Origin of the sequence: Glutamicibacter sp. JL.03c (assembly GCF_025854375.1) — a bacterium.
GTDB lineage: Bacteria > Actinomycetota > Actinomycetes > Actinomycetales > Micrococcaceae > Glutamicibacter.
This window is the reverse complement of sequence record NZ_CP107575.1, coordinates 595890-622227: the sequence shown is the minus strand read 5'-3', so window position 1 is coordinate 622227 and position 26338 is coordinate 595890. Positions and strand designations below refer to the sequence as shown.

The 26338-nt window shown below is 59.4% G+C and carries 26 protein-coding genes, 2 tRNA genes and 2 riboswitches; of the genes, 12 read left to right on the top strand and 16 right to left on the bottom strand.

The features are described 5' to 3' along the window. Positions 1-55: 55 nt before the first annotated feature. Positions 56-2431 (bottom strand): DNA helicase PcrA, encoded by a 2376-nt coding sequence (gene pcrA / locus OF385_RS02940; RefSeq protein WP_264276900.1) that lies wholly within the window; start codon positions 2429-2431, stop codon positions 56-58. Between the two features lie 84 nt (positions 2432-2515). On the opposite strand from pcrA, the gene OF385_RS02935 reads away from it, so the two are divergent. Next, positions 2516-3178 (top strand): hypothetical protein, encoded by a 663-nt coding sequence (locus OF385_RS02935; protein WP_264276899.1) that lies wholly within the window; start codon positions 2516-2518, stop codon positions 3176-3178. 65 nt (positions 3179-3243) lie between these two features. After that, positions 3244-3317 (top strand) — tRNA-Arg (locus tag OF385_RS02930). A gap of 139 nt (positions 3318-3456) precedes the next feature. Here OF385_RS02930 and OF385_RS02925 read toward each other — a convergent pair. Then, positions 3457-4686, bottom strand: coding sequence for an ROK family transcriptional regulator (locus OF385_RS02925; protein WP_264276898.1), 1230 nt, complete (start codon positions 4684-4686; stop codon positions 3457-3459). A gap of 186 nt (positions 4687-4872) precedes the next feature. On the opposite strand from OF385_RS02925, the gene OF385_RS02920 reads away from it, so the two are divergent. Then, positions 4873-5283, top strand: a complete 411-nt coding sequence (locus tag OF385_RS02920; RefSeq protein WP_264276897.1) for an NUDIX hydrolase — start codon at positions 4873-4875, stop codon at positions 5281-5283. Positions 5284-5324: 41 nt separating this feature from the next. On the opposite strand, the gene OF385_RS16695 is transcribed toward OF385_RS02920, so the two are convergent. From OF385_RS16695 to OF385_RS02900, 4 genes are all read right to left on the bottom strand, one after another. Beyond that, positions 5325-5621, bottom strand: coding sequence for an HNH endonuclease (locus OF385_RS16695; RefSeq protein ID WP_413468140.1), 297 nt, complete (start codon positions 5619-5621; stop codon positions 5325-5327). Positions 5622-6049: 428 nt separating this feature from the next. Further along, positions 6050-6898, bottom strand: a complete 849-nt coding sequence (locus OF385_RS02910; RefSeq protein ID WP_264276895.1) for a C40 family peptidase — start codon at positions 6896-6898, stop codon at positions 6050-6052. A 4-nt stretch (positions 6899-6902) separates the two neighbouring features. Continuing rightward, positions 6903-7072: riboswitch (cyclic di-AMP (ydaO/yuaA leader) on the bottom strand. Positions 7073-7195: 123 nt separating this feature from the next. Continuing rightward, a complete protein-coding gene (locus tag OF385_RS02905) occupies positions 7196-8245 on the bottom strand; it encodes a M23 family metallopeptidase (RefSeq protein WP_264276894.1) in 1050 nt (349 codons plus the stop codon). 4 nt (positions 8246-8249) lie between these two features. Continuing rightward, positions 8250-8414: riboswitch (cyclic di-AMP (ydaO/yuaA leader) on the bottom strand. Positions 8415-8505: 91 nt separating this feature from the next. Continuing rightward, the gene (locus OF385_RS02900; protein WP_022874768.1) at positions 8506-9204 is read right to left on the bottom strand and encodes a metal-dependent transcriptional regulator; all 699 of its coding nucleotides are present in this window, start codon (positions 9202-9204) and stop codon (positions 8506-8508) included. A 261-nt stretch (positions 9205-9465) separates the two neighbouring features. Here OF385_RS02900 and serC point away from each other — a divergent pair, with 261 nt between their 5' ends. Continuing rightward, positions 9466-10587: a phosphoserine transaminase gene (gene serC, locus OF385_RS02895; protein WP_264276893.1), complete on the top strand. Its 1122-nt coding sequence runs from the start codon at positions 9466-9468 to the stop codon at positions 10585-10587. Between the two features lie 66 nt (positions 10588-10653). Here serC and OF385_RS02890 read toward each other — a convergent pair whose 3' ends face one another. Next, positions 10654-11253, bottom strand: a complete 600-nt coding sequence (locus OF385_RS02890; protein ID WP_264276892.1) for a DUF3027 domain-containing protein — start codon at positions 11251-11253, stop codon at positions 10654-10656. A 3-nt stretch (positions 11254-11256) separates the two neighbouring features. Beyond that, positions 11257-11640, bottom strand: a complete 384-nt coding sequence (locus OF385_RS02885; protein WP_028268444.1) for a cold-shock protein — start codon at positions 11638-11640, stop codon at positions 11257-11259. Between the two features lie 252 nt (positions 11641-11892). On the opposite strand from OF385_RS02885, the gene OF385_RS02880 reads away from it, so the two are divergent. The 5 genes from OF385_RS02880 to OF385_RS02860 all read left to right on the top strand — a co-directional run bounded on the left by OF385_RS02880 (position 11893) and on the right by OF385_RS02860 (position 15794). Beyond that, positions 11893-12111 (top strand): hypothetical protein, encoded by a 219-nt coding sequence (locus OF385_RS02880; protein WP_264276891.1) that lies wholly within the window; start codon positions 11893-11895, stop codon positions 12109-12111. Positions 12112-12170: 59 nt separating this feature from the next. Next, positions 12171-12881 carry a response regulator transcription factor gene (locus tag OF385_RS02875; protein WP_264276890.1) on the top strand — a complete coding sequence of 237 codons (711 nt, stop codon included), beginning with the start codon at positions 12171-12173 and terminating at the stop codon, positions 12879-12881. 37 nt (positions 12882-12918) lie between these two features. After that, a complete protein-coding gene (locus OF385_RS02870; RefSeq protein ID WP_264276889.1) occupies positions 12919-14448 on the top strand; it encodes a sensor histidine kinase in 1530 nt (509 codons plus the stop codon). Between the two features lie 122 nt (positions 14449-14570). Continuing rightward, a complete protein-coding gene (locus tag OF385_RS02865; RefSeq protein ID WP_022874761.1) occupies positions 14571-14861 on the top strand; it encodes a WXG100 family type VII secretion target in 291 nt (96 codons plus the stop codon). Between the two features lie 42 nt (positions 14862-14903). Next, on the top strand, positions 14904-15794 hold the full coding sequence (locus OF385_RS02860) for a DUF4031 domain-containing protein (protein ID WP_264276888.1): 891 nt from the start codon (positions 14904-14906) through the stop codon (positions 15792-15794). Positions 15795-15883: 89 nt separating this feature from the next. Here the strand turns inward: OF385_RS02860 and groL are convergent, their stop codons facing one another. The 3 genes from groL to OF385_RS02845 all read right to left on the bottom strand — a co-directional run bounded on the left by groL (position 15884) and on the right by OF385_RS02845 (position 18766). After that, entirely contained in the window at positions 15884-17521 is a 1638-nt protein-coding gene (groL, locus tag OF385_RS02855; protein ID WP_264276887.1) for a chaperonin GroEL, read from the bottom strand. Positions 17522-17815: 294 nt separating this feature from the next. Next, positions 17816-18433, bottom strand: a complete 618-nt coding sequence (locus OF385_RS02850) for a LytR C-terminal domain-containing protein (RefSeq protein ID WP_264276886.1) — start codon at positions 18431-18433, stop codon at positions 17816-17818. A gap of 42 nt (positions 18434-18475) precedes the next feature. After that, complete coding sequence (locus OF385_RS02845) at positions 18476-18766, bottom strand: DUF3263 domain-containing protein (RefSeq protein ID WP_264276885.1); 291 nt, start codon at positions 18764-18766, stop codon at positions 18476-18478. Positions 18767-18922: 156 nt separating this feature from the next. Here OF385_RS02845 and OF385_RS02840 point away from each other — a divergent pair, with 156 nt between their 5' ends. Then, on the top strand, positions 18923-19696 hold the full coding sequence (locus tag OF385_RS02840; RefSeq protein ID WP_264276884.1) for a uracil-DNA glycosylase: 774 nt from the start codon (positions 18923-18925) through the stop codon (positions 19694-19696). On the opposite strand, the gene OF385_RS02835 is transcribed toward OF385_RS02840, so the two are convergent. Next, positions 19693-21363: a threonine/serine ThrE exporter family protein gene (locus tag OF385_RS02835; RefSeq protein ID WP_264276883.1), complete on the bottom strand. Its 1671-nt coding sequence runs from the start codon at positions 21361-21363 to the stop codon at positions 19693-19695. The two genes, OF385_RS02840 and OF385_RS02835, sit on opposite strands and share 4 nt — an antisense overlap. Positions 21364-21564: 201 nt before the next feature. Here OF385_RS02835 and OF385_RS02830 point away from each other — a divergent pair, with 201 nt between their 5' ends. Continuing rightward, complete coding sequence (locus OF385_RS02830; RefSeq protein WP_264276882.1) at positions 21565-22611, top strand: Atu2307/SP_0267 family LLM class monooxygenase; 1047 nt, start codon at positions 21565-21567, stop codon at positions 22609-22611. 38 nt (positions 22612-22649) lie between these two features. Here the strand turns inward: OF385_RS02830 and OF385_RS02825 are convergent. Both OF385_RS02825 and OF385_RS02820 read right to left on the bottom strand, forming a co-directional pair. Further along, positions 22650-22723, bottom strand: a tRNA-Val gene (locus tag OF385_RS02825). An 81-nt stretch (positions 22724-22804) separates the two neighbouring features. Further along, on the bottom strand, positions 22805-23068 hold the full coding sequence (locus tag OF385_RS02820; RefSeq protein WP_264276881.1) for a hypothetical protein: 264 nt from the start codon (positions 23066-23068) through the stop codon (positions 22805-22807). Between the two features lie 43 nt (positions 23069-23111). On the opposite strand from OF385_RS02820, the gene OF385_RS02815 reads away from it, so the two are divergent. Beyond that, positions 23112-23729, top strand: a complete 618-nt coding sequence (locus tag OF385_RS02815; RefSeq protein ID WP_264276880.1) for a GNAT family N-acetyltransferase — start codon at positions 23112-23114, stop codon at positions 23727-23729. Positions 23730-23731: 2 nt separating this feature from the next. On the opposite strand, the gene OF385_RS02810 is transcribed toward OF385_RS02815, so the two are convergent. After that, positions 23732-24658 (bottom strand): hypothetical protein, encoded by a 927-nt coding sequence (locus OF385_RS02810; protein ID WP_264276879.1) that lies wholly within the window; start codon positions 24656-24658, stop codon positions 23732-23734. 2 nt (positions 24659-24660) lie between these two features. Continuing rightward, entirely contained in the window at positions 24661-26307 is a 1647-nt protein-coding gene (locus OF385_RS02805) for a class I SAM-dependent DNA methyltransferase (protein ID WP_264276878.1), read from the bottom strand. Positions 26308-26338 lie beyond the last annotated feature (31 nt).

Here is a 26338-nt window from a genome sequence, read left to right as displayed (position 1 = left end):
GAATTACGCTGGGAACCCGGTAAATGTGACGAAGAAAACTCGCCCTTTTGGTTGACTATTCCACGATTTCAAGGGGCGCATATCTCAGCAACAGCCGCTTTTCGGAATCCGGGAACTGCACCTTGGCCACAGTCTTGTCCCCGGCACCTTCCAAAGCAATAACAGTTCCCAAGCCAAAGGCGGAATGCTTGACCGATTGCCCGACCTCCGGGATGGTGATGTCCTTGTTTTGCACCACACGTTGTTTGGAAACCGGAGCGGCATTGTGCCCGCGCTGAGGCGCACTGCTTGAAGTGCCAGCGCCCCAATGGCTTCCGCGCTCATATCTGCTCGTGGCGAAATTCACCGTTGAGTTACCGAAGCCGAAGCCCATCGAACCCGATCCTTCGCGCTTCCAGTCAATGAGCTGGCCCGGAATCTCTTCCAAGAACTGGCTGGCCGGGTTGTACTGGGCTTGGCCCCAAAGGCTGCGCTGTTCGGCACGAGTCAGGTACAGGCGTTCCCGGGCACGGGTCAGGCCGACATAGGCCAGGCGGCGCTCTTCAGCCAGTTCCTTCTCATCGGTCATCGAACGCTGATGCGGGAAAACACCATGTTCCATGCCGGTGAGGAACACGACGGGGAATTCCAAGCCCTTGGCGGTATGCAGGGTCATCAACGTGACCATGCCTTCCTGCGCGGCCATGGCTGCGCCTTCATCATCGCTCGGAGCTTCAGGAATCTGATCAGCATCAGCCACCAAGGCCACCCGCTCCAAGAAGCCGGCGAGCCCGCCTTCAGGATCCTCGTTGACGAAGTCGCGAACCACCGCGACCAATTCGGCCAGGTTCTCGACACGTGATTCATCCTGCGGGTCGGTGGATAGGCGCAGGTTTTCCAGGTAGCCGGTTTGCTCCAGCACCGCCTCCAGGGCTTCTGCCGGGCCGGAACCTTCGGCGACAGTCTGCAGGTCATCGATCAGCGACACGAAGGCAGCAGTCATCTTGATGCCACGGGTACCGAGGCCAGGAGCCTCGTCCGAACGGCGCAAAGCTTCCATGAAGGACATGCGTTCTCGGTCCGCCAGGGCCGCCACTGCGCCCTCGGCACGGTCACCGATCCCGCGCTTGGGTTCATTGAGGATTCGACGCACGTTGATGTCGTCTTCGGGATTCACCAGAACACGCAGGTAGGCCAAGGCATCCTTGATTTCCTTGCGATCGTAGAACCTTGTACCGCCCACAACTCGGTACTTGAGGTCAACACGCATCAGCTGCTCTTCCAGCGCGCGAGACTGGGCATTGGTGCGGTAGAAAATCGCTACATCGCCCGGCCGGACATCATTCTCGTCATTGAGCCGCAGGATCTCTTCGGCGATCCACCGCGCCTCGTCGGACTCGGATTCACCGACGTACCCGGTAATCAGTTCGCCATCACCGCTAGCGGTCCACAACCGCTTGTCGTTGCGGTCCGGATTGCGCTTGATAACTTCGTTGGCAGCAGACAAGATCGTCTGCGTGGAGCGGTAGTTCTGCTCCAGCTTGATCGTCGCCGCGTTCGGGTAGTCCTTTTCGAATTCGATGATGTTGCGGATATCGGCGCCACGGAAGGCATAGATCGACTGGTCCGAGTCACCCACAACCGTCAGCTCACCCGGGGAGGTCTCCCCCTCGGTCCCGGTCAGCTCGCGAATCAGCGAGTACTGTGCGTGGTTCGTATCCTGGTATTCGTCGATCAGCACGTGGCGGAATCGGCGACGATAGCTATCGGCAACCCGTGGGAATGCACGGAACATGTAGACGACCTGGCCGATGAGATCGTCGAAGTCCAGCGCATTGGCCGAACGCATCCGCCGGGTGTATCCCCGGTAGACCTCGGCAACGGCACGCGAAAACGGGTCGTTGGTATTGATGGTCGCAGCATAGTCTTCATCATCAATGAGTTCGTTCTTCAACGAAGAAATCTTGTGCGCGATGGCCTTGGGGGTAAAGCGCTTGGGGTCAATCTCAAGGGACTTGGCCACTAGGGTGATCAACCGAAGGGAATCGGTTGAATCATAGATGGAGAAGTTGGACTTCAGGCCAATCGTCGCTGCTTCGCGACGCAGAATGCGCACGCAAGAGGAGTGGAAAGTGGAGATCCACATTTTCTTGGCCTGGTCTTCGCCGATGAGCTCGGATGCACGCTCGCGCATTTCCGCCGCGGCCTTGTTGGTGAAGGTAATAGCAAGAATCTCATGGGGCCGTGCACGACCGGTGGCCAGCAGGTAGGCAATGCGGTGCGTAAGAACACGGGTCTTTCCGGATCCAGCGCCTGCCACGATCAGCAATGGACCGCCGGCATAGCGGACGGCTTCTTCCTGCTGCGGGTTCATGCCCAGCAGCAAGTCCTCTGCACTGGGCCTAACCTGCGGAGTGGTGTCGGTAGCAAAATCATCAAAAAGAAAATCCATGATGTAGCCAGTCTACGTGGCGCTGCGGACACTTTTCAGTGCCTGTAGAAAAGTGCCGTCCCTAGCACGGGCATAATGGAGAGTATGGCAAAGCAGGTCAAAAAAACTAAAGAGTATCGTAAGCCGAGTCAATTCAGGCAGCAGGAGCCGGCTGCGGCGATAGCCAACGCAGCACGCCCAACCGTTAGTCGCGGATCTCAAGAAAACAAATCAAACCCGATGATTCTCATCTCGGTCGGTTTGGTTGTCTGCTTGGCACTCTTCGCCTACTACCACTTGCTCACCATGGTCCAGATGAAGGACTTGAGCGATTCATTGCCTATGCCCGACCAGCGCGTTTTCGGCTACACCATGGGCGATATCCAGGCCCTGCGCACTGCAATGGATTCGGATGCCATAGGACAGCTGAATTACCTGCACAAGACCGCGGGCTTCCTCTTCCCCATGTTCACCGCAGCCTTCTCGATGCTGCTATTCATCCGGTGGATACCCAATCGCCAGGCGCGTTGGCTAGCTTGGATAGCCCCCATAGGCTTTGCCGTTGTCGATATTTGGGAAAATTTTGCCATCGACGCCCTGTTCAGCCATGATCTCAGTGCCGGTGCAGTGCTTCTCGCCTCCATTCTGACGACCATCCGCTGGGCGTTGCTGATTATCACTGCTGGACTTGTCGTTGGGCTTGGAGCCGTCCGTGCGAATCGAGGGCTCAAGCGCAAGTTGCTGGCCATCCGCGAGGGCACTGACTAGGTCGCCACGTGAAATTTACCCACGGCATCCCTGTAGGATAGTGTTGTTGGTGTTTTCACGCCCATGCCTCTGTAGCTCAGTAGGATAGAGCGACCCTCTCCTAAAGGGTAGGCCGTCGGTTCGATTCCGGCCAGGGGCACAATCAGAGCTTTGCTCCCAGAGATTATCTGGAAGCAAAGCTCTTTTGCTATCCCCATGCTTTGTCGCATCACGATGAAGGCAGCAAATAAGGGCACGTCCACATGGAACGTACCCCTATCTGGCTTTGGCTAAGTGATTTAGCGAAGCAGCAGTGCAGTTGCCTTGGGCGACAGCGAAGCGTCCATGACTACGCATGCGCCACCGATGGCGCCGACATTCGAGCGCAGCTCGGAAGTGCGGGTTTCAATTTCGTGCACACCGCGCAGGGCGAAGCGACGTTCGATTGCTTCGCGGACTTCGTCCTCCACCAATTCGCGGACCTTGTCCCACTGCGGTCCGCCAAAGACTACTTCGCGAACATCGAGCGAGTTGGCAAGCTGACCAGCAACTTCGGCGACCATGATCATGGTTTCCGTGACCAATTCCTTGGCTACCTTGTTGCCTTCGTGTGCCAGCTCGTACAGGCGGTTCATGCCTTCAGCACGCTGCTCTGGACCAACGATTTCGTAGGTTGGCAGTTCCAGTCCGCGTTCCTTGGCCTGGTTCGAAATATATTCGTACGAGGTGCCAGCTGCAAGGCAGTCATCGGAGCCGCAGTCTTCGCACGTGAACGACTTGTGACCGGTAGAGTAGTGTCCGATTTCGCCGGCATTGTTGCTGGCGCCATGGTGAACATCGTTGTTCAAAACCAGGCCTGCGCCGAAGCCGTGGCCGCAGTAGATGAAGACGAAGTCGTTGTTCTTCTCTTCCTTGGTCTGCCACAGCTCGCCCACTGCCGAGGCAATGGTGTCCTTTTCGATAATGACCTGCAGTCGCAAGAGCTTACGCAGAGGATTAACCAATTCCACATCTGCCCAGCCATCGAGCAGTGGCGGGTTGAGGACAACGCCGTCTTCGACGTTCACTGGACCCGGCACGGCAATGCCGACGCCGACGATGTGCTTCTTCGGAATTCGGATTTCGGCGATAAGTTCCTTCACCGTAGTTGCCATGAGCTGAATCGTCTCAGCTGCAACTTCCAGGTTAGGAACTTCGATGCGACGCTCGCGCAACACTTCACCGCGAAGGTTCATTGCGACGAAGCTCAGTACGCTGGGGTCAAGGTGAATGCCAATGGAGACCAAACGGTTGCCCTCAAGCTCCAAGACGGTGCGAGGCTTGCCCGGGCCGGAGACAATTGTGCGGTCTTCTCGAACGATGCCGTCGTCCAGCAGGCGTCGAACGACGTTTGAGATGGTCTGTGGCGAAAGGCCGGTCGACCCCGCTAGTTCGACACGGCTGATGCCCTCAGGCGCGCGTCGAATCGACTCGAGAATGACAGCTTGGTTGAAGTCTCCCAAACGGCCTAGATTTGTACCCCGTCGCATTATTGCTCCATTGTTCTGTAAATTAGATGGATCGATCTTCCTGTTCCAAAATTTTTGGTAGTCATGAGCCTGTGGTCTGAATACTGCGAGTAGGCGACCACTCAAGAACTACAACTAAAAACGTTGGAGATCCAATTAAGCACGTTACCACCTACAACCCTTGGATACACGCGATATTGTGTTTTGGTGAAGAAAAAATTGACGATATCAGCAGTCTGTTTAATCAACAACCAAGGAGAAATCCTCCTTGTGCGAAAACGAGGAACAACCAAGTTCATGCAGCCCGGCGGAAAACCGGAGTTCGGTGAATCGCCGTTACAAACTGTTATTCGAGAAATTCGTGAGGAACTCGGGCTGCAGTTCTCAGCCGAGGATCTCAAGTACAACGGCGAGTGGGTTGGGCCGGCAGCCAACGAAGATGACACAGCAATCACCGCGTCCATCTTCACGGCGCACTACGATGGCGCGCTGACCCCTTTAGCCGAGCTTGAAGAGTTGCTTTGGATCGCGCCCGAGGATGCCCTGCCACGGGAGGATCTGGCTCCATTGCTCAAAGATCACGTGCTGCCCATGCTGATCGAACGATCACCGAATTAGTCGGCCCGGGCTCCGGTTCATGCTCTTTTCGTGTGCTTGGCTCAGCTTGCCTGAAGGAAGTCGTCCCATGCGGCATCAATATGCCGAAGACCGGAGACCAGATGCCCGCCGATCCGAGGGCGATGCGGCGTGATTCGAAGTTGCCAGCCCAACTGAGACAGCATCTTGTCGGCCTTCCTGCTATTGCAGTGCAGGCAAGCAGCCACCAAGTTCTCCCACGTGTTCTTCCCTCCCCTGCTTCGCGGAATGACGTGGTCGATCGTATTCGCCGATTTTCCGCAGTACGCGCAGGTATACGCGTCACGACGCAAAACGCCCCTACGCGTGACATGGAGCATGTCGCGGTAGGGGCGTCGTACATAGCGTTTCAAGACAATGACAGTGGGTCTGGGTAACTGTCCATGGGAGCTGCGAACAGGCGAGTCGTCATCCTGGAGAACGATGGTCGCCTTATCGGCCATGACCATTACCAGTGCTCGTCGAAAAGTCACGACGGCCAAGGGCTCGTATCCTGCGTTTAATACCAGTGTTCGCATTTGTCGTACTTCCTTCTTGAACCGATAGCTACCATCTGGCATTGGTGGAGCTCGCGTTCTGATCGGAGTGGCTCTAACGGCTAGCCTATTCGATTGAGGCTCAAGTTAGTGAGCATCTGAGAAAGAAATCAAGCGTTTTTCACTTTTTTGACTTGTCCAGTTCACCTATTTAAACGAACATAGGCCATCGAACGAATGATTCGTTCGATGGCCTATGAAAAGCTGCGAAATTAGCCAGCGAGGGTGTAGTAACCGTACAGCGGGTTGCGCGATACGGAGTGAACCAGCGTGCCAACGCTTGGGTTCTGGGCACCGATCATCTGGCCGCCGCCCAGGTAGATGCCAACGTGGCCGCCACCGTTCTGGAATACCAAGTCGCCTGGCTTCGGGCTGCTGGTGCGCTTGAACTGACCCGAGCCGAGGATGGCCGAGGTGCCACGAGCAATGTTGATGCCATGCTGTGCGTATACGTACTTTACGAAGCCGGAGCAATCCCAGCCACTTGGGGTGTTGCCGCCCCATACGTATGGAACGCCTGCGTACTTTGCAGCAGTTGCTGCAATGCCGGACAGGCTAGAAGTTTCTACGGAGGACTCAGTCTTGGTCTCAGCCTTTGGAGTAGCAGACTGGGTCTGCTGGCTGCCACTGCTACGGCTCTGACGAGTCGTAGGAGCGAGCGAATCCGAGGATTCGCTGTTGCTCGACTGGGTGCTGCGAGTGGTTGGCTCGATGCTATCGGCTACTGCGATAACAACTGGCTTTGGCTTTGGCTTTTCCTTAGCGGTAAAGCTTGCGCGCTCGATGTCTACAGATGCGTCCTTGTCGGCAGCAACGCTTACCGACTTGACGGCAACGCGCTCTGGGGTGATGGTGTCAACCGGTGCTGCCGAAACATCGCGTGGAGCCGATGCCTGACCTGGTACACCCAGGGCGACGATCAAACCTGATGCTGCAGCTACTACAGCTGCCTGGCGACCTACCGAACCAGCGTTCGACGATACTGCCTGCGAAATCGCTTCTAGCGAGTTGGTGCGTGGTACGTCAGCACGTCGACGTCCATGAGTATGACTCTTGGTCACTATTATTGCCTCTCCTTGGTACCTACGAGGTAAGCTGTCGGGTTCGAAGTGGAGTTACCTCGGTGGATTCGAAGTTTCCTTCTCTATCCACTTCACCCCTAGGGTTATTAGCCAAGCTAACCGCCCGATGATGGTTCCCCCGCCACTGCCGTACGAGTTGTGTATAACTGCTCATTGCGTGTTGGCAGTGCTCGGTTCTCACGCAAAGATGCCCAGGGTTTCCCATGGCACGGATATAAGCCTATAGGATGATTTTTGAAATGTCACGTTTTGATCACGGAATAGTGACGAACGTCGTTATAACCATCCGGCAGGGTCTTTGAACTGGCCGTCGACGATTACTTCAAAGTGCACGTGAGGGCCGGTTGAGTTGCCAGTGGTACCGGCCAAAGCAATGACATCGCCACGCTTCACGTGATCGCCAACCTTTACCAATACTTGGCTGTTGTGGCTGTAGCCGGTCTCCAGTCCGCTTCCGTGGTCCAGAGTGACTCGGTTACCCGAGTGGCCGGCCCAACCGGCAACCTCGACAACACCATCGGCCGCTGCGTAGACCTTGGTTCCGCTTGGCACGCCGTAGTCGGTACCGCTGTGGATCATGTATCCAGCACCGGTTGGATTCTTACGGTGTCCGAAAGCCGAGGTGATGCGCTTGGAGGTCACCGGAGCGGAAAGCAAACCTGCGGTTTCCTTGATGCTGGTGATGTCGCCACCCGATGCGGTCATGATATCCGAGAACTTCTCTTCGCTCTTGACCTCTGGGTTCAGCTTTGAAGACAGAGCCGCTCGCTCAACAGTCAATTCAGCAGCGTTTCCTGGAGCCTTGACGTCGACCACAGCCGAGGTTGCGGTGCGTTCGGCCGCGGCCGCTATTGCCTTGTCCTCTTCGCCGGTGTTACCGGATAGCTGCGGTGCAACGGCCGCTAATGCCAAGCCGGAAACCGCTGCGACGGCAGCAACTTTATGCGTGAATCCAAGGCGGCTGGTCTTGCGGACCTTCGACTTGACGTTGGCAATGAATTCGACGTTGCTTGACGCCTGGACCGGAGCCGGGCTTGCTGGCTGAATCTCGACGGCATTTGGCAATGCGACAACATTGTTGTCTGCTGCCTTAGGTGCCAGATCAGTCTGAGTTGGGGCAATACCGTAGCGCTGCAAGGAGTCGAAACGACGACCTACGAAGTCTGCGTTAACCGGCCTTGCCGGGGTAATGGTCGGGGCGGTTTCAGCGGCGCGTGATGCGCGGCGTCCACTAGCGCGCTGGGTTGCCGAGGCAGCGATCTCGGTGATCACATCAACCTCGGTGCCAGCAGCGCGACGTCGTCCCGCAGTCTTGGTTTCTACCAAAACATTCCTCTCACTGTTGCGCCTACGAAGTTAGCTGTCGGGTTCGGTTCTGGAGAATGAACCGGCCTGCGTCAAGCAGAGCTTCACCCCAAGGCGCATTCACGCCGAAGTCGTGGGTCCCCCGTTGTTGCCCTCAAACTTGGTAACCGGCTACCGGCGCAGGGCAACACTAGGCGGTCGCGACGGAGACGGGTGATACCAGTCAGATCCGTGGCATCGATTATTAACGTTACCGGTCATCCGGTAAAGTTACAATTTCGTTATCTTTTTTGAGCCCTCACAAATACGTGTCCGCTAACTTCGACGGGCAGTTCCAAAGCACCTTCGATACCCTGCACACGGACCACAACGTAGTCGTCTGCCCGTTCCAAAGTGACGATCGCTCCGGGGCGAATTCCGCCTTCATTCAGTTGTCCGAGCAGAATTGGGTCCGTTTGGATCGGTTCTGCTAGACGCTCGATCGCCACTGGACCATCATTTCCTGCGAGCAAAGCGTCATCCAGATTCTGGACTTCATATGAGATTTCAGCCACACTTGGTCCGCCAAGGACCTCAAGACCCGGAATCGGATTGCCGTATGGAGACACAGTGGGCTTGCCCAGAAGGTCATAAAGGCGACGCTCAACACGCTCGCTCATGACGTGCTCCCAGCGGCATGCTTCATCGTGGACGTATTCCCAGTCCAAGCCGATCATGTCCGAGAGCAGGCGCTCTGCCAAACGGTGCTTGCGCATCACGCTGGTTGCCAATTCGTGACCTTTTTCAGTCAAGGCAAGGTGACGGTCGGAGGAAACGACAACCAGGCCATCGCGTTCCATTCGAGCCACGGTCTGCGACACGGTAGGACCAGAGTGGCCAAGACGTTCCGCAATTCGGGCGCGCAAAGCCACGATCTCCTCTTCTTGAAGTTCAAGAATGGTACGCAGATACATCTCAGTTGTATCGATAAGATCAGACACGGCAGCCGCTCCTGGAAGTCACAACAGTTTAGTTCGCTCGAATAATACGTGGCGTCGATACCCCACTCTACTTGGTTTATCGGACAGAAAGCGGATGTAACCCGCCCAGCGGATTTCGTAACCGACGGTCGCGTTTTTCTCACGAGCCCTTGCTATTTGCAAAGATATCTATTGAAACGCCACGGCCATCCTTCAATATTCCGACTCATGGGTATTGGTGGCCTGTCAGGCACTTCAAACTTTCGCTACAAGAGGAGCGCGATGAGCACGGACATCCAAATTCCACAAGACCTTCTGCCCGCCGACGGACGATTCGGCGCAGGCCCTTCCAAGGTCCGCGCAGAGCAGGTCCAGGCCATCGCCGACGCAGGATCCAAATTGCTGGGCACCTCCCACCGCCAGGCGCCGGTCAAGAACCTCGTCGCTTCGGTGCAGAATGGCCTGAAGGAAATGTTCAACGCGCCAGAGGGCTACGAAGTCCTCTTGGGCGTCGGCGGTTCCACTGCATTCTGGGATGCAGCAGCGTTCAGCCTGGTTCGCTCCAAGGCTCAGCACTTGTCTTTCGGGGAATTCGGCTCGAAGTTCGCCAAGGCTACCGATAAGGCCCCATTCCTGGAAGCTTCTTCGATCATCGTTGGCGAGCCGGGTACCGTTCCGGAACCAGTGGCTGAAGCCGACGTCGACCTCTACGCTTGGCCACACAACGAAACCTCGACTGGCGCAGCAGCACCGATCAAGCGCGTTGCTGGCGCCAACGACGACGCACTGATCGTCATAGACGCCACCAGCGCGGCCGGCGGCCTGGACGTGGATCTGGCCGAGACCGATGTGTACTACTTCGCACCTCAGAAGAACTTTGCTTCAGACGGCGGCCTGTGGCTGGCTTTCGTTTCCCCAGCGGCTATCGCGCGCATCGAGGAAATCGCTTCCACCGATCGCTGGATCCCGGACTTCTTGAACCTGAAGACCGCGCTGGATAACTCGCTCAAGAACCAGACCTACAACACCCCTTCATTGACCACCCTGGTAGGCTTGGACGCCCAGATCAAGTGGATCAATGCAAATGGCGGCCTGAAGTGGGCTGCGGCTCGCACCGCCGAGTCTGCTGGCCTGATCCAGGCATGGGCCGAAGCGTCGTCGATCGCTTCTCCATACGTTGCCAATCCGGCTCACCGTTCCAACGTAATTTCCACCGTGGACTTCGACGACTCGGTAGATGCCTCGGCAATTGCCAAGGCCCTGCGGGCCAACGGCGTCGTCGATGTCGAGCCATACCGCAAGCTCGGACGCAACCAGCTGCGCATTGCCACCTTCGTGGCCATCGAGCCTGGCGACGTCGCAGCGCTGCTCAAGTGCATCGACTTCGTTATCGAACAGCTCTAAGCCATATGGCAACGGAGGGGGATCGAAGAATATTTGTTCTTCGAACCCCCTCCGTTGTCTTAACTACTAGTTTTCCTTGCACGTGCGGTTGCGCTGCGCTGCCCGGCGACGAGCCGCAGTACGTTGCGCAGTGCGACGGCGTCGAACCTGGCGTCGAGCCGGCGACTTATGCGGGGCGGCTTCGGAATCATCCTCTTCGGACTCTCCACTTTCCTGCTCCGCGCTAGCCGATGGTTCTGCCGCAGCGTCGTCCGCGCCTTCTTCCGGCTCCGATCCTTCGGCCTGCGACGGGTCGGTTGCCGATTCTCCAGCGTCCTCGGCTGCTTGCGCAGCGCTGGCAGCTTCGATTTCTTCCTTGGCCAGCCGGTCAGCCCACGGCACCCATGCGGGGGCCAACAGCGAGTCGTCGCCGGCGATGATGCCGACTTCGCAAACGGTGAGGTCCTTTGCCTTGGCCCGCGGAACCCGTGCGAGAGTAGCGAACCAGGTCCATCCTTGGTATCCCTTTTTCTGGGAGACAAAACGATGGGTGACAAGTCGCTCACCTTCCGCCGTGACCCCGAGATGTTCGCCGATTTCTTGCGCGCCGGCAATCGCCGCGAGCGCACCGCGTGCAGTATCCACTGCGTCGGCGAGGATGGTGTCCAACTTGGGTTTACGGGCCATTATTTATGCGTCCAGATCGTCGGCTACCGCACGAAGTACGGTAGCAACCTTCTTGCCATATGCCTGTTCAGGATAACGCCCATTGCGCAGGCTATTGGAAACGTTGTCGAGCAGCTTGATGAGATCTTCAATGAGAACCGCTTCCGCTTCAGGCTTTTTGCGCTTGGCGCGAGCCACCGAAGGCGCCTGTTCCAGCAGGCGCAAACTCAGTGCCTGAGGCCCACGGCGACCTTCAGCAACACCAAATTCCAGCCGAGTGCCTGGGCGCAAATCATGAACGCCTTCAGGCAATGCCGCTGCGTTGACATAGATCTCTTTGCCATCTTCCGCGGTGATAAAACCGAAGCCCTTGGCCTTTTCGTACCATTTAACCTTGCCGCTAGGCATGATCATTTACCTCGTTCGTTCCTTAACCAAATGCAAGGCCGAGGCCTGCTCAGCGCCATGCATATTCATATGTACGATTTCGCGGAGTCACAGCCGGGGTTCTTTTCAGCTTCTTGCCGGGTACTCAACGTACGAAATCGTTTCAAGTCGTTTTCTAAGATTATGTCATCACTGAAGCACTGAATTCATCTTTGCGCACCGAAGTCCGGCACGGCGCGCTGCGGATGCCCCTGCAGGGCTAAGCTAGAAGTCGTGAGCACTGCATCAAAAACCATGACCGTCATTTCTCGAGTGGCGATCATCATCGCTGTCGTTTCGGCCCTCGCATTGATTGCCACGCTGGTCCTCTACTTCCAGCAGATCGCGATTCCACCGCTGGTGATGGCCTTTGCCGTCTGGGGCCTCCCCGTCGCGTTCGTCCTGGCGGCAATCGTGGTGATCAGCAATATCGCCAAACGCCGCAATACCTAGACAACCTGAATCAGCAACCATTCAGCAGACTCCCAGACTTCTTGTGCAAACTTGGATTCATGAGTGCAAAACCCGCTGAAGCAAAACTACTTGTTGTTGATGACGAACCGAATATCCGCGAACTGCTCTCCACGTCGCTGCGTTTCGCCGGCTTCGAGGTTGTTGCGGCAGCCAATGGACGTGAGGCACTTGCCGCCGTTGAAGCAGACGAACCAGATCTCGCTGTCTTGGATGTGATGCTCCCGGACATGGACGGTTTCACCATTACCCGCAAGCTCCGGGCCGCCGGACGTCACTTCCCGGTACTCTTCCTGACCGCCCGCGATGACACGAGCGACAAGGTCACCGGCCTGACCGTCGGCGGCGACGACTACGTCACCAAGCCATTTAGCCTCGACGAGGTCGTGGCCCGCATTCGCGCGGTCCTGCGGCGCACGGCCAGCGGCGAAGAGGAGAACGCCACGATTGCCGTCGCCGATCTTGAACTGGACGACGATGCCCATGAGGTCCGCCGTGCCGGGGAAATCATCGATCTGTCCCCCACCGAGTTCAAGCTGCTGCGCTATTTGATGATGAACCCCAATCGCGTGCTCTCCAAGTCGCAGATCCTGGACCATGTGTGGGAATACGACTTCAACGGTGATGCATCCATCGTCGAGTCCTACATCTCCTATTTGCGCCGCAAGGTCGACCGCCCTGAATGGCCCGCCTTGATCCAGACCAAGCGCGGGGTCGGCTACCTGATGCGCACCCCTGATCGACGCCAATAATTCACCGAGGAACACCAAGGCCTTGTAAAGTCTGCATATGAAGTCAATTCGAGCCAAATGGCGCCGCACCTCGATGAGGACAAAGCTCGTCACCGTTATGCTCGGGCTGATGATCATCGCGATCTTCGCCACCGCGATCAGTTCAGCGCATACGCTGAAGATCTCGATGACCAACCAGATCGATGACCAGCTCAACGCTTCATGGCCCACGATGGCCTACGGACTGAACAAGGCCTACGTGAATTCCCTCGATGGCAACGGCGGATCCGATGGTTCCGGTGATTTCGATCCGACCTTGCTGGGGCTGAATAGCTCGTACGCCGATATCCGTGATGAAGAAGGCAAGATCCTCTACATCATGCCGCGTTCGCGGGTCAGCCCCAGCAGCACCACGGATCTGCCGTTGCTTAATCCACAGGAAATAGAAGAGCTGGCGGCCAACCCCTTGGTTCCCTCCACTGTTCCAGGCAGTTTCCGGACTTCTTCGGGCTGGCGAACCATGATGGTGCCACTGGAGAGCAGCAACCTCAACCTCTTCCTGGCCTTGCCACTGGACACCGTGAACTCCACGGTGCGACAGACCGCCGTGCTGGTGCTCTCCACCGGACTGCTCGCCGCCTTGGTCATGTCCATGATCGCCTACGGCCTCACCGGAAGATCTCTGCAGCCGCTGAACAATGTCGAGCGCACCGCCTCGATGATTGCCGCGGGCGATTTGTCCCAGCGCGTGAAGGACTACCCTTCCGAGACCGAAGTGGGCCGGCTCTCGCGCGCCCTGAACGCCATGCTGGCCCAGATCGAGAAGGCCTTCCACGACCGGGAAGCCTCCGAACGCAAGATGCGCCGCTTCATCCAGGACGCCTCCCACGAGCTGCGCACTCCCCTGGTCACCATCCAAGGCTACTCAGAGTTCTACCGCTACGGCGGGCTGGCTGAACCCGAAGCGATGGACTCGGCCATGGGACGCATCGAGGCCGAATCAAAACGCATGGCACGCCTCGTTGAAGACCTGCTGATGCTCGCACGCCTCGATGAGCAGCGGCCCATGGAGAAGCAGCCGGTGGATCTGCTGGTGCTCGGGCAGGACGCGGTGGAAGATACCAAGGTGCGCGCGCCCGACCGCGCGGTCAAGCTCGTGGGACTGACCACCAGTCGCCCCAGCCCGGCCAGCACCGTCGGCGATGACGCTCGCATCCGCCAGGTCATCGCCAACCTGCTGACTAACGCGCTGCGCTACACCCCCGAAGGCACTCCGATTGAGATCGCGGTTGGCGTCCGGTCCCTGGTGGCAGGCGCCATGGACGCAGTCATCGAGATCAGGGACCACGGCCCTGGCATTCCTGCCGAAGATGCCAAGCGGATCTTCGAGCGCTTCTACCGTGCCGACAGCTCCCGACAGCGGGAAACCGGCGGGTCGGGACTTGGCCTGGCGATCGTTGCGGCCATCGTCCAGCAGCATGGCGGATCGGTCGCTCTAACCGATACCGAGGGCGGCGGCGCAACCATGTCCATCGCTTTGCCCTACGTGCCGCTGATCGAGCGCCCCGAGCCGCAGATCGAAGACTAGACCCTCGGGCGGATTGCCGTGCTTATCCACATTCGGCGATCGCCAGATGCTGTGCTGCTAGCCGGCTTCCTAGGTTGGATGCATCGAGATATCGATACAGCCATCTAGAAAGGACTAGGTCCATGAGTACGTTCTCCACCAATACCGGCGAGATGCAGGTCAAGTCCCAAGCCGTCATGAACACCATCGATCGCCTGCGCCACGAGGTGTCGACAATGCAGATGAACCTCGACCAGCTGCAAAGCACCTGGCAGGGCTCGGCCGCCGCGTCATTCCAATCCATCGTCGCCGAATGGCGTTCCACCCATGTGCAGATCGAAGAAGCCCTGAGCAGCATTGCCAGCGCCCTGAATCATGCTTCGATGCAGTACGAGGAAGTGGAGCAAGTCAACACCTCCCTTTTCCGCTACTGACCGGCGACTGCACGATGGCGGGTGGGTCAGTAGGCTTAGCTTATGAGTATTCTGATCGACCCGCCGCGCTGGCCGGCCCACGGCACCGTCTTTGCCCATCTGGTCTCGGATACTTCCCTCGATGAGCTCCATCAGTTCGCCGCCCAGCAAGAGATCCCTTTGCGGGCGTTCGACAAGGACCACTACGACGTTCCCCGCGAACGCTATGAGCAACTGGTCCGCGCCGGCGCGAAGGAAGTTTCCGGTGGCGAGCTGGTCCGCGCCCTGGTTGCCTCAGGTTTGCGCATCCCGGCCAAGTATCGCCCCGAAAAGCTGGACGCCATATTGCGCCGCCGCTGGGCCCGCACCTTGCCGGCCGAGCCCGAATTGGGCAAGGAGCTGCTCGGCCTGTGGTCCCAGGAGCACCGGTACTATCATGACCGGGTCCATCTGCTCTCGGTGCTCGAAGCGGTGGATCGCCTGGGCGAAAAGGCCTCCGCCGAAGAGCTCATGCTCATCCAGCTGGCAGCCTGGTTCCATGATGCGGTGTACCAGGGGACCTCCGAAGATGAATTCAAGTCGGCGGTGCTGGCTCGTGAACGGCTCGATTCTGTGCTCTCTGCCCGGGCCGTGAGTACCGTCAGCGACCTGATCCTGCTCACGGCCGGGCACAACCCCAAGGAATCGGACCGGCTGGGCCGGATCCTGTGCGATGCGGATCTGGAAGTGCTCGCACGCCCAGAACCGGCATACCAACGCTACGCCCACGCGATCTACCAGGAGTATGCGCATCTTCCGCGCCACGTTTTGGCCGAAGGTCGAAGCAGGATTCTCACAGCGTTGCTGGGCAAGGCCACGATCTATGCGACGGCTGCGGGACGTGAGTTGTGGGAGTCCGCTGCACGCTCGAATGTGGGCCGGGAACTAGAGCATCTGCAGGGCTGGATGAGCTAACCCGATTTTGGCTTGTTAACGGCTGATGGCCTGGTACCCGAAGGTACCAGGCCATCAGCGCAGGTGATGCGCTAGATCGGCGGGGAAGCTTAGAAGCCGCCCATTCCGCCCATGCCACCCATGTCGTCGCCACCGGCTGGAGCAGCGCCAGCAGGAGCTGGCTTCTCTGCAACAACAGCTTCGGTGGTCAGGAACAGGCCGGCGATCGATGCTGCATTCTGCAGAGCCGAACGGGTCACCTTCACTGGGTCGTTGACGCCAGCGTCGAGCAGGTTCACGTACTCGCCGGTGGCGGCGTTCAGGCCGTGGCCAGCGGCCAGGCCCTTGACCTTGTCGGCGACAACGCCTGGCTCCAGGCCAGCGTTCAGTGCGATCTGCTTCAGTGGTGCTTCGATGCCGACACGAACGATGTTCGCGCCGGTTGCCTCGTCGCCTTCCAGCTCAAGCTTGGCGAATGCAGCAGCGCCAGCCTGGATCAGTGCAACGCCACCACCGGCGACGATGCCTTCTTCAACGGCTGCCTTGGCGTTACGCACGGCATCTTCGATGCGGTGCTTGCGCTCCTTGAGCTCGACCTCGGTAGCAGCACCGGCCTTCAGCACAGCGACACCGCCAGAGAGCTTTGCGTGGCGCTCCTGCAGCTTCTCGCGGTCGTAGTCCGAGTCGGTGTTCTTGATCTCGGCTGCGATCTGTGCCTTGCGGCCTTCGATAGCGTCGGCTTCGCCGCCGCCTTCAACGATGGTGGTCTCGTCCTTGGTGATGACGACCTTGCGGGCGGTACCCAGGACCTCGAGGCCAACATTGTCCAGGGACAGGCCGATTTCCTCGGAAACAACCTGGCCGCCGGTCAGGATGGCGATGTCGGTGAGCATGGCCTTGCGACGGTCGCCGAAGCCTGGGGCCTTGACGGCAACGGACTTGAACAGGCCACGGATCTTGTTCAGGATCAAGGTAGCCAGGGCTTCGCCCTCAACGTCCTCGGCAATGATCAGCAGCGACTTGTTCGACTGCATGACCTTCTCCAGCAGGGTCACCATGTCCTTGACCGAGGAGATCTTGGAGTTCACGATGAGGATGTATGGATCCTCCAGAACGGTTTCCTGGCGCTCGGTGTCGGTGACGAAGTACGCGGAGATGTAGCCCTTGTCGAAGCGCATGCCCTCCGCCAGCTCCAGCTCGAGGCCGAAGGTGTTGGACTCTTCAACGGTGATAACGCCCTGCTCGCCGACCTTGTCGAGTGCCTCGGCGATCAGGCCGCCGATTTCCTTGTCGCCTGCGGAGATCGAAGCGGTAGCAGCGATCTGCTCCTTTGATTCGATCTTCTTGGCAGCGGTGAACAGCTCAGCGGTAACAGCTTCTACAGCCTTGTCGATACCGCGGCGCAGCGCGATTGGGTCGGCGCCAGCAGCAACGTTGCGCAGGCCTTCCTTAACCAGTGCCTGAGCAAGAACGGTTGCGGTGGTGGTACCGTCACCGGCGACGTCGTCAGTCTTCTTGGCAACTTCCTTGACCAGCTCTGCGCCGATCTTCTCGTAAGGATCTTCGAGGTCGATTTCCTTAGCGATGGACACACCGTCGTTGGTGATAGTAGGAGCGCCCCACTTCTTTTCCAGAACGACGTTGCGGCCGCGTGGGCCCAGGGTCACCTTTACCGCGTCAGCGAGGGTGTTCAGTCCGCGCTCGAGTCCGCGGCGTGCTTCCTCGTCAAATGCAATCATCTTAGCCATAGTGGCGTACGGTCCTTTCGGGACGATTTTGCGAAAATGCAACCGACAGACAGCGCCCGCGACGGACGAGTTATCCGGTGCGGCATCGGGCCGGCGACCGTTTCAGCTCTCGCTATCTGAGGTAGTTTCCACGCTCTATCCGACAGCGCGCTACTCGGTGGCCCTTTGTCCCGCAGGAACACAAAAGCCGACCGGCGTTAGCAGTCGCTGTGTAAGAGTGCTAATACAAATATTGGCACTCTCGCATGGCGAGTGCAAGCCGATCGGCTCTGAGCGAAGAGATTTATGGACGAACTATTCGTTCAGCCCTAGTGGGTCGTCGGTACCCAGCACGACGGCGACACGATTTGGAATGTTGCTGGTCTGCAACACTTCGTCGATGTTCAGGACTTCAGCTGCCTTTTGAGCCGTGGTGCGGTAGGACTCCGAGACGTAGTACACCGCGGAGACATCGGCTGGCTTGCTCCAGTTATCGGCGACGATATTGGTGAATCCAGCTTCGGTCATGGCCTCTTCGCCGGCGCCTGCGACACCAGCCACGCTGGCTGCGTTATAGATACCGATCTGCTGGCCGAAGAGCACTTCGGCATCGTCAATGGTGCTCGACGGGGAGGCTGATTCGCTCGGCGATGCCTCTTGAGAGCTGTCGGCTGACTCGCCGTCGTCGCCCTCTTGGGACTGCGAGCTTTCACTGCTGGACGAACCGGCAATGCTGTCCTTGAGCTGAGGACCAAAGATGAATGAGGCGGCACCGATGACCAGGACGATCACGGCGGTTAGCACTACCCACAGCAATTTGCCGCCGGTCGACTTTGAGGCGGCGGACTGGGCCCATCCGTGCGCGTGGTGTGAACCCACACGGGTGTTGAACTCCGGTACGCGATCAAATTCGTCACGCGGGTAGTTGGTCATTCTTGTCCTTGCTCGAGGTCTGACTGGTCACGGCAGGCTGGGTTATCGTCCCGAGCCGACCTTACCGCCCACACGACGTTTTGTTGAACGTGCTCTGCGCAGTCGCTTAACCAGCATCGGGTCGTAGGCCATGGCCGCATCAGTTTCAATCAGCTGGTTCAGCAGCTGATAGTAATTGGTTGGCGACATTGAGAACTGCTTGGTAATCGCTTGTTCCTTGGCTCCGGCATACTTCCACCACAATTTTTCCAAGCTCAGGATCTGTTGTGAGCGTTCGTCCAATTCCGAATCCGGGTTCATCACAAAATCAACCAGCAACTCGTTCTCAGCCATCTGTCCTCACCCCTGTCCTCGGCTCAGTTTTTGCGTATTTCAGTCATGCATGTACTCCACCGTCGGTAGACATACCACCGATATTCTAACCAATCCGTTGAGCTATCGCCGTGTGGCCGGGCACAGGCACGCCAGAAAAACGGCACAATGGCACCTATGGATGAAATGCAAGATGCCCTGTTTGACGCTCCCGAGCCACCAGCACCACCGGTGTACGAGCCCGCGGATTTCCCGTTCTTCCACGGTGCGCAATCCATGGCCGACCGCGGATTTATTGCCCGGGATTGGGTTCCGGCGCTGAGCGGACATGATGGAAATCTCCGTCGCCTTGCCCTCGAATTAACCAAACGTTCATCGCAAGGTGAAGTCCTCCTGCCCGATCCGAAGGTGATGTTCCGCGCACTTACGCTGCCATTATCCGAAGTCAAAGTCCTAATTATCGGCCAGGACCCTTACCCGACACCGGGACACCCCAACGGCTTGGCATTTGCCGCCAATCAGCAGGTCCGCCCTTTGCCACGTTCCCTGGGCAATATCTACAAAGAGCTGGAATCGGATTTGGGCATCAGCCCTGCGCCTCATCCTGATCTGGGTCCTTGGCTGCAGCGCGGGGTGCTATTGCTGAATCAAGCATTGTCAGTGGCTGCTGGCAAGGCTGGTTCCCATCAAAAACTCGGGTGGGAGCCAATCCTCGCGTCGGTGTTAGCTGCCCTGAATACGCGCGACAATCCACCAGTCGCCATACTTTGGGGCAACCACGCCCAGAAGTTCGCATCCGACCTCGGCAACCTGCCCCAGCTGCGCAGCGCGCACCCCTCACCGCTCTCGGCTGCACGCGGCTTTTTCGGGTCCAAGCCCTTCTCCCAAGCAAATCGGCTCCTGTCCGAGCAGGGACAGGAGCCGATTGATTGGTCGTTGCCGTTGGCCTAGCGGCGGCGGATGCGCCGGCGCTCGCGCCGTGCATTGGAAGTCAGCGGACGGCACAGGGTCTCGCCGAAGACAACGCCGCCGGCGATGGACAGCATGATCGCCATGGCATTGAACATCTCCACAAGACCGGTGGCCATGTCATCGACGTTGATCACGATGCCGTACATGGCCCGGAAGATCATCAAACCCGGCAGCAGGAACATCACGGCCGGAGCGGCTAGGACCAGCTGCGGAGTGCGCAGCTTGTCCGAAGCGAAGCGAGCGGCAAAGCCGATCACCGTGGCAACAATTGCTGGAACCGCGCGTTCACCCAGGCCAATGCCCTCAGCGAGCATCTGGATCAGATAGCCGCCCACGGCGATCCCCACAGTCGGCAACAGCAAGCGCAGCGCACTTTGTTCGGTCACGGCGCCGGCGGCAATGGCCACGGCTACCAAGAGGACCAGCAACCACGCCGGATACTCGGTCGTCACGATCTGATGGACATCGACTTCTTCCCCTCCGAATGCGTCGGAGATCACCAGGGCTGCAGCGATCCCGCTCAAGATCGCCCCGTAGGTCAGGCTGGCGGAGAACAAGCGGCCCACCGCGGTGACCGGGAAGCCGTTGATCGCGTCCTGCAGAGCCGAGACGAAACGTCCCGACGGCAAAAGCAGCAGGATACCGCCGGAAACCACGAGCGCCGGGTCCAATGGAGCATGTAGTTGATGCCCGATCAGCGCGATCCCGGTAATCACCATGGTCGAGACGGCAATGGTGAAGAACTCGGGGACGCGCCAGCGCGAGCCGTAGCGCCCGATCTGCGTCACCAGGCTGGAGGAAAACATCGCCACCAGCGCCCCGGCCCATGAACCGCCGATGAAAAGCACGAAAGCCGCCGCGAACAGCGCCCGGCCGCTGGCAACAATCCAACGAGGGAACGGCTTGGGGCGACGGGTAATTTCCTTCAGGCGCTTAGCCGAAGCGCTGCGCGAAACACCGCCGGCAATGATGTCCGAGACCAGCTCGTGCACCAGCACCAGCCCCGCATAGTTGGACGTGTAGGAACGGACCACGCGCAGTACCGAATAGCTCTCGGCGTCCGGCGGGCTGTAGTTGAGGTGCAGGGACTGATTGGTGATGTCGACATCCAGGTGGCTCAACCCCAGGGCCGCGGTCACCGCGATGATGCTGGTTTCCACCTCCAGCGCGCCAGCGCCGTAACGGATCAGGGTTTCCCCCAGGTCCAAGGCGAATTCCATGGTGCGACGCGAGGAAGCATCCTGTTGGTCGTTGACTTTGGGGTTGGCATAGGGAGTGCCCTGTAGCCGCTCGACGATATTCAGCGCCTGAGTCGGCGGGGTGTCCGAGATCCACATCTTGGCCAGCAGCCGACGAGCCACCGGGTTGGCACGCGTCGGCATCAGGGTGATGCCTTCGTCGGTGGTGTGGACCTGGCCTGTACGCCACTCGATATCGGAGGCATCCGCAGCGGCCACATTGGCACTCACGGCGGTATTCAGCGGCAACTCGGAAGCGGTGGCAGGCTCCTCCATTGGATCTTCCGGGTGGAATCCCATGTTGATTTCACTAGTCGAAATACGCGGAAGCACACCGGCTGATGGCGCTGGATCTTCGCCGATCTGCGGTGACGCTGCACCGTGCTCCTCGTCAGATCGATGCGCCACTAATCTTGCCCCCTGAACCGATGTATTCCCATGCAATTCACGATACAACCCATGGGCGATCAGTTGGCGCGAACGGGCATAAATCACTTGGTAGCGCCGAACACATTTATCCAGTATCTCGCCCGATGGAATATCGCCGGGCAGCAGTTGGTTGAACCTGCTAGAAATTAGATACTTTTGCATACACTTCGGAGGTCACTGATGAGCGGCACACTGCTCCTACCCGAGATCGGCGCCGAGACTTTTGGCGACATCAGCCAGGACGCTGACGGGAACCTGCTCACCCACGCGCAGGTGATCCGCAACGTCATCGCCGAAGGCCAGGCAGCCGAATCGGCCAATCTGGACTTCTTCGGCGTGGGCGAACACCATCGCGACGACTATGCCGTGTCTTCACCCGAGATCGTGTTGGCCGCCTTGGCCAGCACCACCGATCGCATCAAGCTGGGCACCGCCGTGACCGTGCTCTCCAGCGATGATCCGGTCAGGGTCTACCAGCGCTTCGCGACCTTGGATGCCATTTCCCAGGGCCGTGCGGAAATCGTGGCCGGACGTGGATCCTTTATCGAGTCGTTCCCGCTGTTCGGCTTCGAGCTGGATGACTATGAAGAGCTCTACGAGGAGAAACTGGACCTCCTGGTGAAATTGCGCCACGGAAATCCAGTGGTCTGGCACGGCAAGCACCGCGCGGCATTGCGCAACCAGCAGGTCTACCCGCTGCTGGAAAAGCAGCCCCTGGCCACGTGGGTGGGTGTCGGCGGCAGCCCGCAATCCGTGGTCCGTGCCGCGCGCCACGGGTTGCCGCTCTTCCTGGCCATCATCGGCGGCCAGCCCTCCGGCTTTGAGGGATTGGTGTCCCTGTACCACCGCGCGCTGAAGGAATTCGGCCATGGGGAGCAACCCGTCGCCGCCCACTTCCACGGGCTGGTCGCAGATAGCGACGAAGAGGCCTTGGAAACCCTCTGGCCGCATTACCAGAGGACCATGAACCGTCTCGGGGCCGAACGAGGATGGCCGCCGGCCAGCAAAATGCGGCTGAAGGCATCCATGGGACCCGATGGGGCCATGATGGCCGGAAGCGTTGGCACCGTGGCGTCGAAGCTCGCCTCGGCCACCAGGAAACTGGGCCTGTCGCGGGCTGACATCAAGTATTCGGCGGGAACGCTGCCCCACGAGGCGATGATGCGCAGCATCAAACTGCTCGGCGAAGAAGTCAAGCCCCGCGTCCACGAATTGCTCGGCGCTTAAACGCGAAAAATGCCACCATCGCTGGTGGCATTTTTTCGTGGATCTTACTGGACTCGAACCAGCGACCTTTCGCGTGTGAGGCGAACGCTCTAACCAACTGAGCTAAAGATCCGCACTTGCGCCGTGACCACAGGGTCAAGCACCTAAATGATCTTAGCCGGTGATGCCTCGCGCGCCAAATCGGCGACCGGCTTCAAGCTGCTTGATCCGGCAATCCCGGCGATCTTTCAGCTTGCCGATGTGCCTGATGATCAGCCTCGAAAAACCGCGCCAAATAGTTTATTTTCGCTTCACCCGAAAGTACCTGTTTCCACTTGTCAAAACGGGACTTCAGGCTCCATAATTTTTCTAGCTCATCGAGCTGAAACTGGACCCTACAAGGAAGTTGCCGGAAGCCGCCGGCATCGGTCCCCTCAAGGCCAACGAAACCGCGTGGCAGGCCGAGCCTGTCGCGCAAAGCCTCATTTTTCGTTCGTTCTTTTTCCCTAGGACCGTACCCAGTGTTTGAAAACCTGAACTTTTCCTTGTCACCCCTCTGCGTTCTGCCCGAGCAGCGTGGCGAATTGGCACAGCTCTACCCGGTGACCGACCAACGGTGGCATCAGAAATTCGACCGCCTCAGCTTGCTGGTGACGGTGCGTGACCGCGGCACACTCGTCGCGGCCGGTTTGGTTCACGACTCGATCGTGGCACCCACCGAATCAATGAACGCCGTCGAGCTGGGTTGCATGGCAGTGCGGCCCGAATACCGCCGGCTGGGGATCCGCCAGCACGTGACCTCATTGCGCCTGGAGCATGCGGTGCGCTCAGGCAAGACGCCGATCATGGTCATCGACGCGCAGAACCCTGCCTCGTGGGCCTTCTACGAACGCTCCGAGCTGTGGGAGCGCGAGCGCAGCTTCGAGCAGGAGGGACGCTTGAAGTTCATCTACCGGGCCACCCAGACGGCCTGGGAGTGGGTCGAGAACCTGCCGCAGGCTTCCGAAGACTGCCTCGGCATCAGCACCGCTGCTCCGTCGATCCAGGCGCCATGTTTCGCCGCGGCTCCGGCAACTCGGCCGATGCTTGGCATGCAGCTGCCTTTCGGCGAACAGGTCCCGGCGCTGCCGATGCTCTGATCCTAGAAGAGCGCGTCCTGCTGCTCGTCCACCCATTCGTGGCCGGGCAGCGGCGCCACCTCGCCCGCCCGGCGAGCGCGAGCAGCTTCGTGAAGGTCGATCGGGGTCACCTTCAGCACCGCATCGACCATGGCGTTCAGGAACTGCGGCGTGGCAATATCGTCCGGCACCGGCTGATGCACGCACCTGACTTCCGGGGCATCCGAGGAATCATCCCAATCCACCAGCAGCAGTCCGGTTGCGGTGTAGCCGTAGCCGTCCCCGAAGTCCCGCAGCTTGCGGATCATATCCACGGTGCGGCGGAAGGCGGCCGGCTCGGCTTCGAGGATGGTGGCACGCTGCACGAAGAAGAAGCCGACCGCGGCCAGCGGATAGCGTGCCCGCAGATTCGCGGCATCCCCGTAGGCCTCTTCGTAGCGGTTGGCCAGGTTCTTGCCGAACGATGAGGTCATGGCCTTGGTGCTCAGCAGCAGCTCGGGGCCGGTGGACCAATGGGTCATCACCACATCGGTCTGCTTCATGTAGGCGCGGCCCAGGATTCTGGCATCGGTGCTTCCGGCCTTGCCAGCCATGATCGATTCATGGACTTCATCAGCCAGGCGCTCAGGCAATCTGCGCAACAGATCCAGGATGTCGCTGGAGAGCACGCGCGGCGCTTCGGGACGAGGCCAGACCAGGTCCGCATCGAAACCGGCTCGACGAAGTTCGTGGGCCAGCCACGCATCAACACCCTGGGCGAAGCGTCCAGAACGCGTGACTGCCTTATTGCGCACCGGAATGCTCAGCAGCGCTTCCAGCACCTGATAGGACGGATTGAATTCCTCGGTGACCGCGCCGTTGCTCAGCCACGGCGAGTCCTTGGCCGCTGACATCAAGGTGGTATCGAATTCCGCAAAGGCCAGGGTCTTCTCAACTACAGGATTTGCCACGTTTATCCCTTCACCGCTTTGCCGCGCGCCTTGCGGCGCTCCAGCATGTTCGTGCGTGCCGCACGGATGGTGTCCACCGCGCCCCGGTCCAGGCCAAGCATGCGCTCCAGCACGATCCCATCGACCATCTCGGTGGCTTCCTGCTTCTTCCCGGCCGCCAGCAAGTCACGCACCACGGGCTTGATGCCGCGCAGCGCCTCGGCGTACTGCTGCACCATGGCGATCGAAGGCACCGGCAATACGTCGGCTTCCCTCGGTTCGAGCTTGAGGATCCCGCCGCCGTAGGAGCGTCCGACCATTTCGGCGCCCAGCATGGTCAGTGTATTCAGCGAGGCCAGGGGCAACAGTTCGCGCCCCAGCTCACGCGCATCCGCGCCGAGATACACCCCGTGGATCGAGTTGATGTGGTGGACCTGGGCCTCGTTGGCGGTCAGTCGCGGCGTATCGGCGTTCATGTAGGTCATGAACAAATCCGGCACCGAAAGCACCGGCACCCGCCACCACGGCGAGCGCACCCGGCATTTATAGGCCTGGTCCACGTTGTCCAGTTCGCCGGTGGCCACCAGGTGCTCACCGGCAGCGCTCGGTGCGCCGGCGGGACGGAAGAGATAGGCCGCCGCCCCATGATCGCGCAGGCGTTCCCACCCGGGCTGGTCGAGTTCCAGCCCGCGAAGGTGCCTGGATCCGGGAGGCGAGATGCGGATCAGGTCCTGGTCGTCCAGGGCCAGCTCGCGCACCTGCCGCTCACTGAGGGTGAACCACTTGTTGTTGCCGGTGACCGCGCCGAGCGATGTTTCGCCCCAGGACTTGAGCGTTGCGAAGCGGCCGCCGGCGTTGGCCGCGGCCAGGATCCCCTGGGCTTCGAGCCCCACCAGCGATCCGGTCCAGCGATCTGCCGCGTGCTCGGGAACATGGCGGATACCGGATCCGAGCTGCGCGAGATCCTGGGCGTTGCGGAATTGGTGCAGGTTGAAATGCTCGCTGGGCCCATGCTGGTAGCCTTCGGCCAGCAGCAGCACCACTTCTTCCTGGGCGTCGGCGAAGAGCCGCTGCTCGAAGACTGCAAGATTCACCGTGGCGAAGCGCTCGAGCAGCATGGCACGAACCACTCCTGCGTAATTCACGAACATCAGCTCGGCAGGCAGCACCAGGGCCATCCGGCCGCCGGGGGCCAGGAAACTGGTCGCGTGCACAACGAAAGCGGCCCAGATGCTGGCCAGTTCGTTCAGCTCCACTCCGGCATTCTTCGCAGCCAGCCGCGATCGCTGGCGATCTGCGCCGCGATGCAGCTGGTAGCGCACATAGGGCGGGTTGCCGATCACGACATCCATTTCGCCGGAGCCCTGGATGTCGAAGAAGTCGGCTTGGCGAATCTGCGCGTTGATTGACTGCTCGGCCAGCCGTTGGCGCGCCTGGGCAACCGTGGGTTCATGCAATTCGTAGCCCAGCAGCTGCGTTTGCCCGTGGCGCGCGCCGAGTTCACGGTGTACGGCTTGGAGGAATTGAGCGTCGCCACAGGAGGGTTCCAGGACTTTGGAGGCCGGTGCCTGAAGCGCCCACTGCGCCATGAAGGCCGCAACCGGCTCCGGGGTGAAGTAGGCTCCCCGCGCATGGCGGGCGTTGGCCTGCTCTTTTTGTTCTCTACTCAACACGCAATGATCTTTCCATGGCGACCAGACA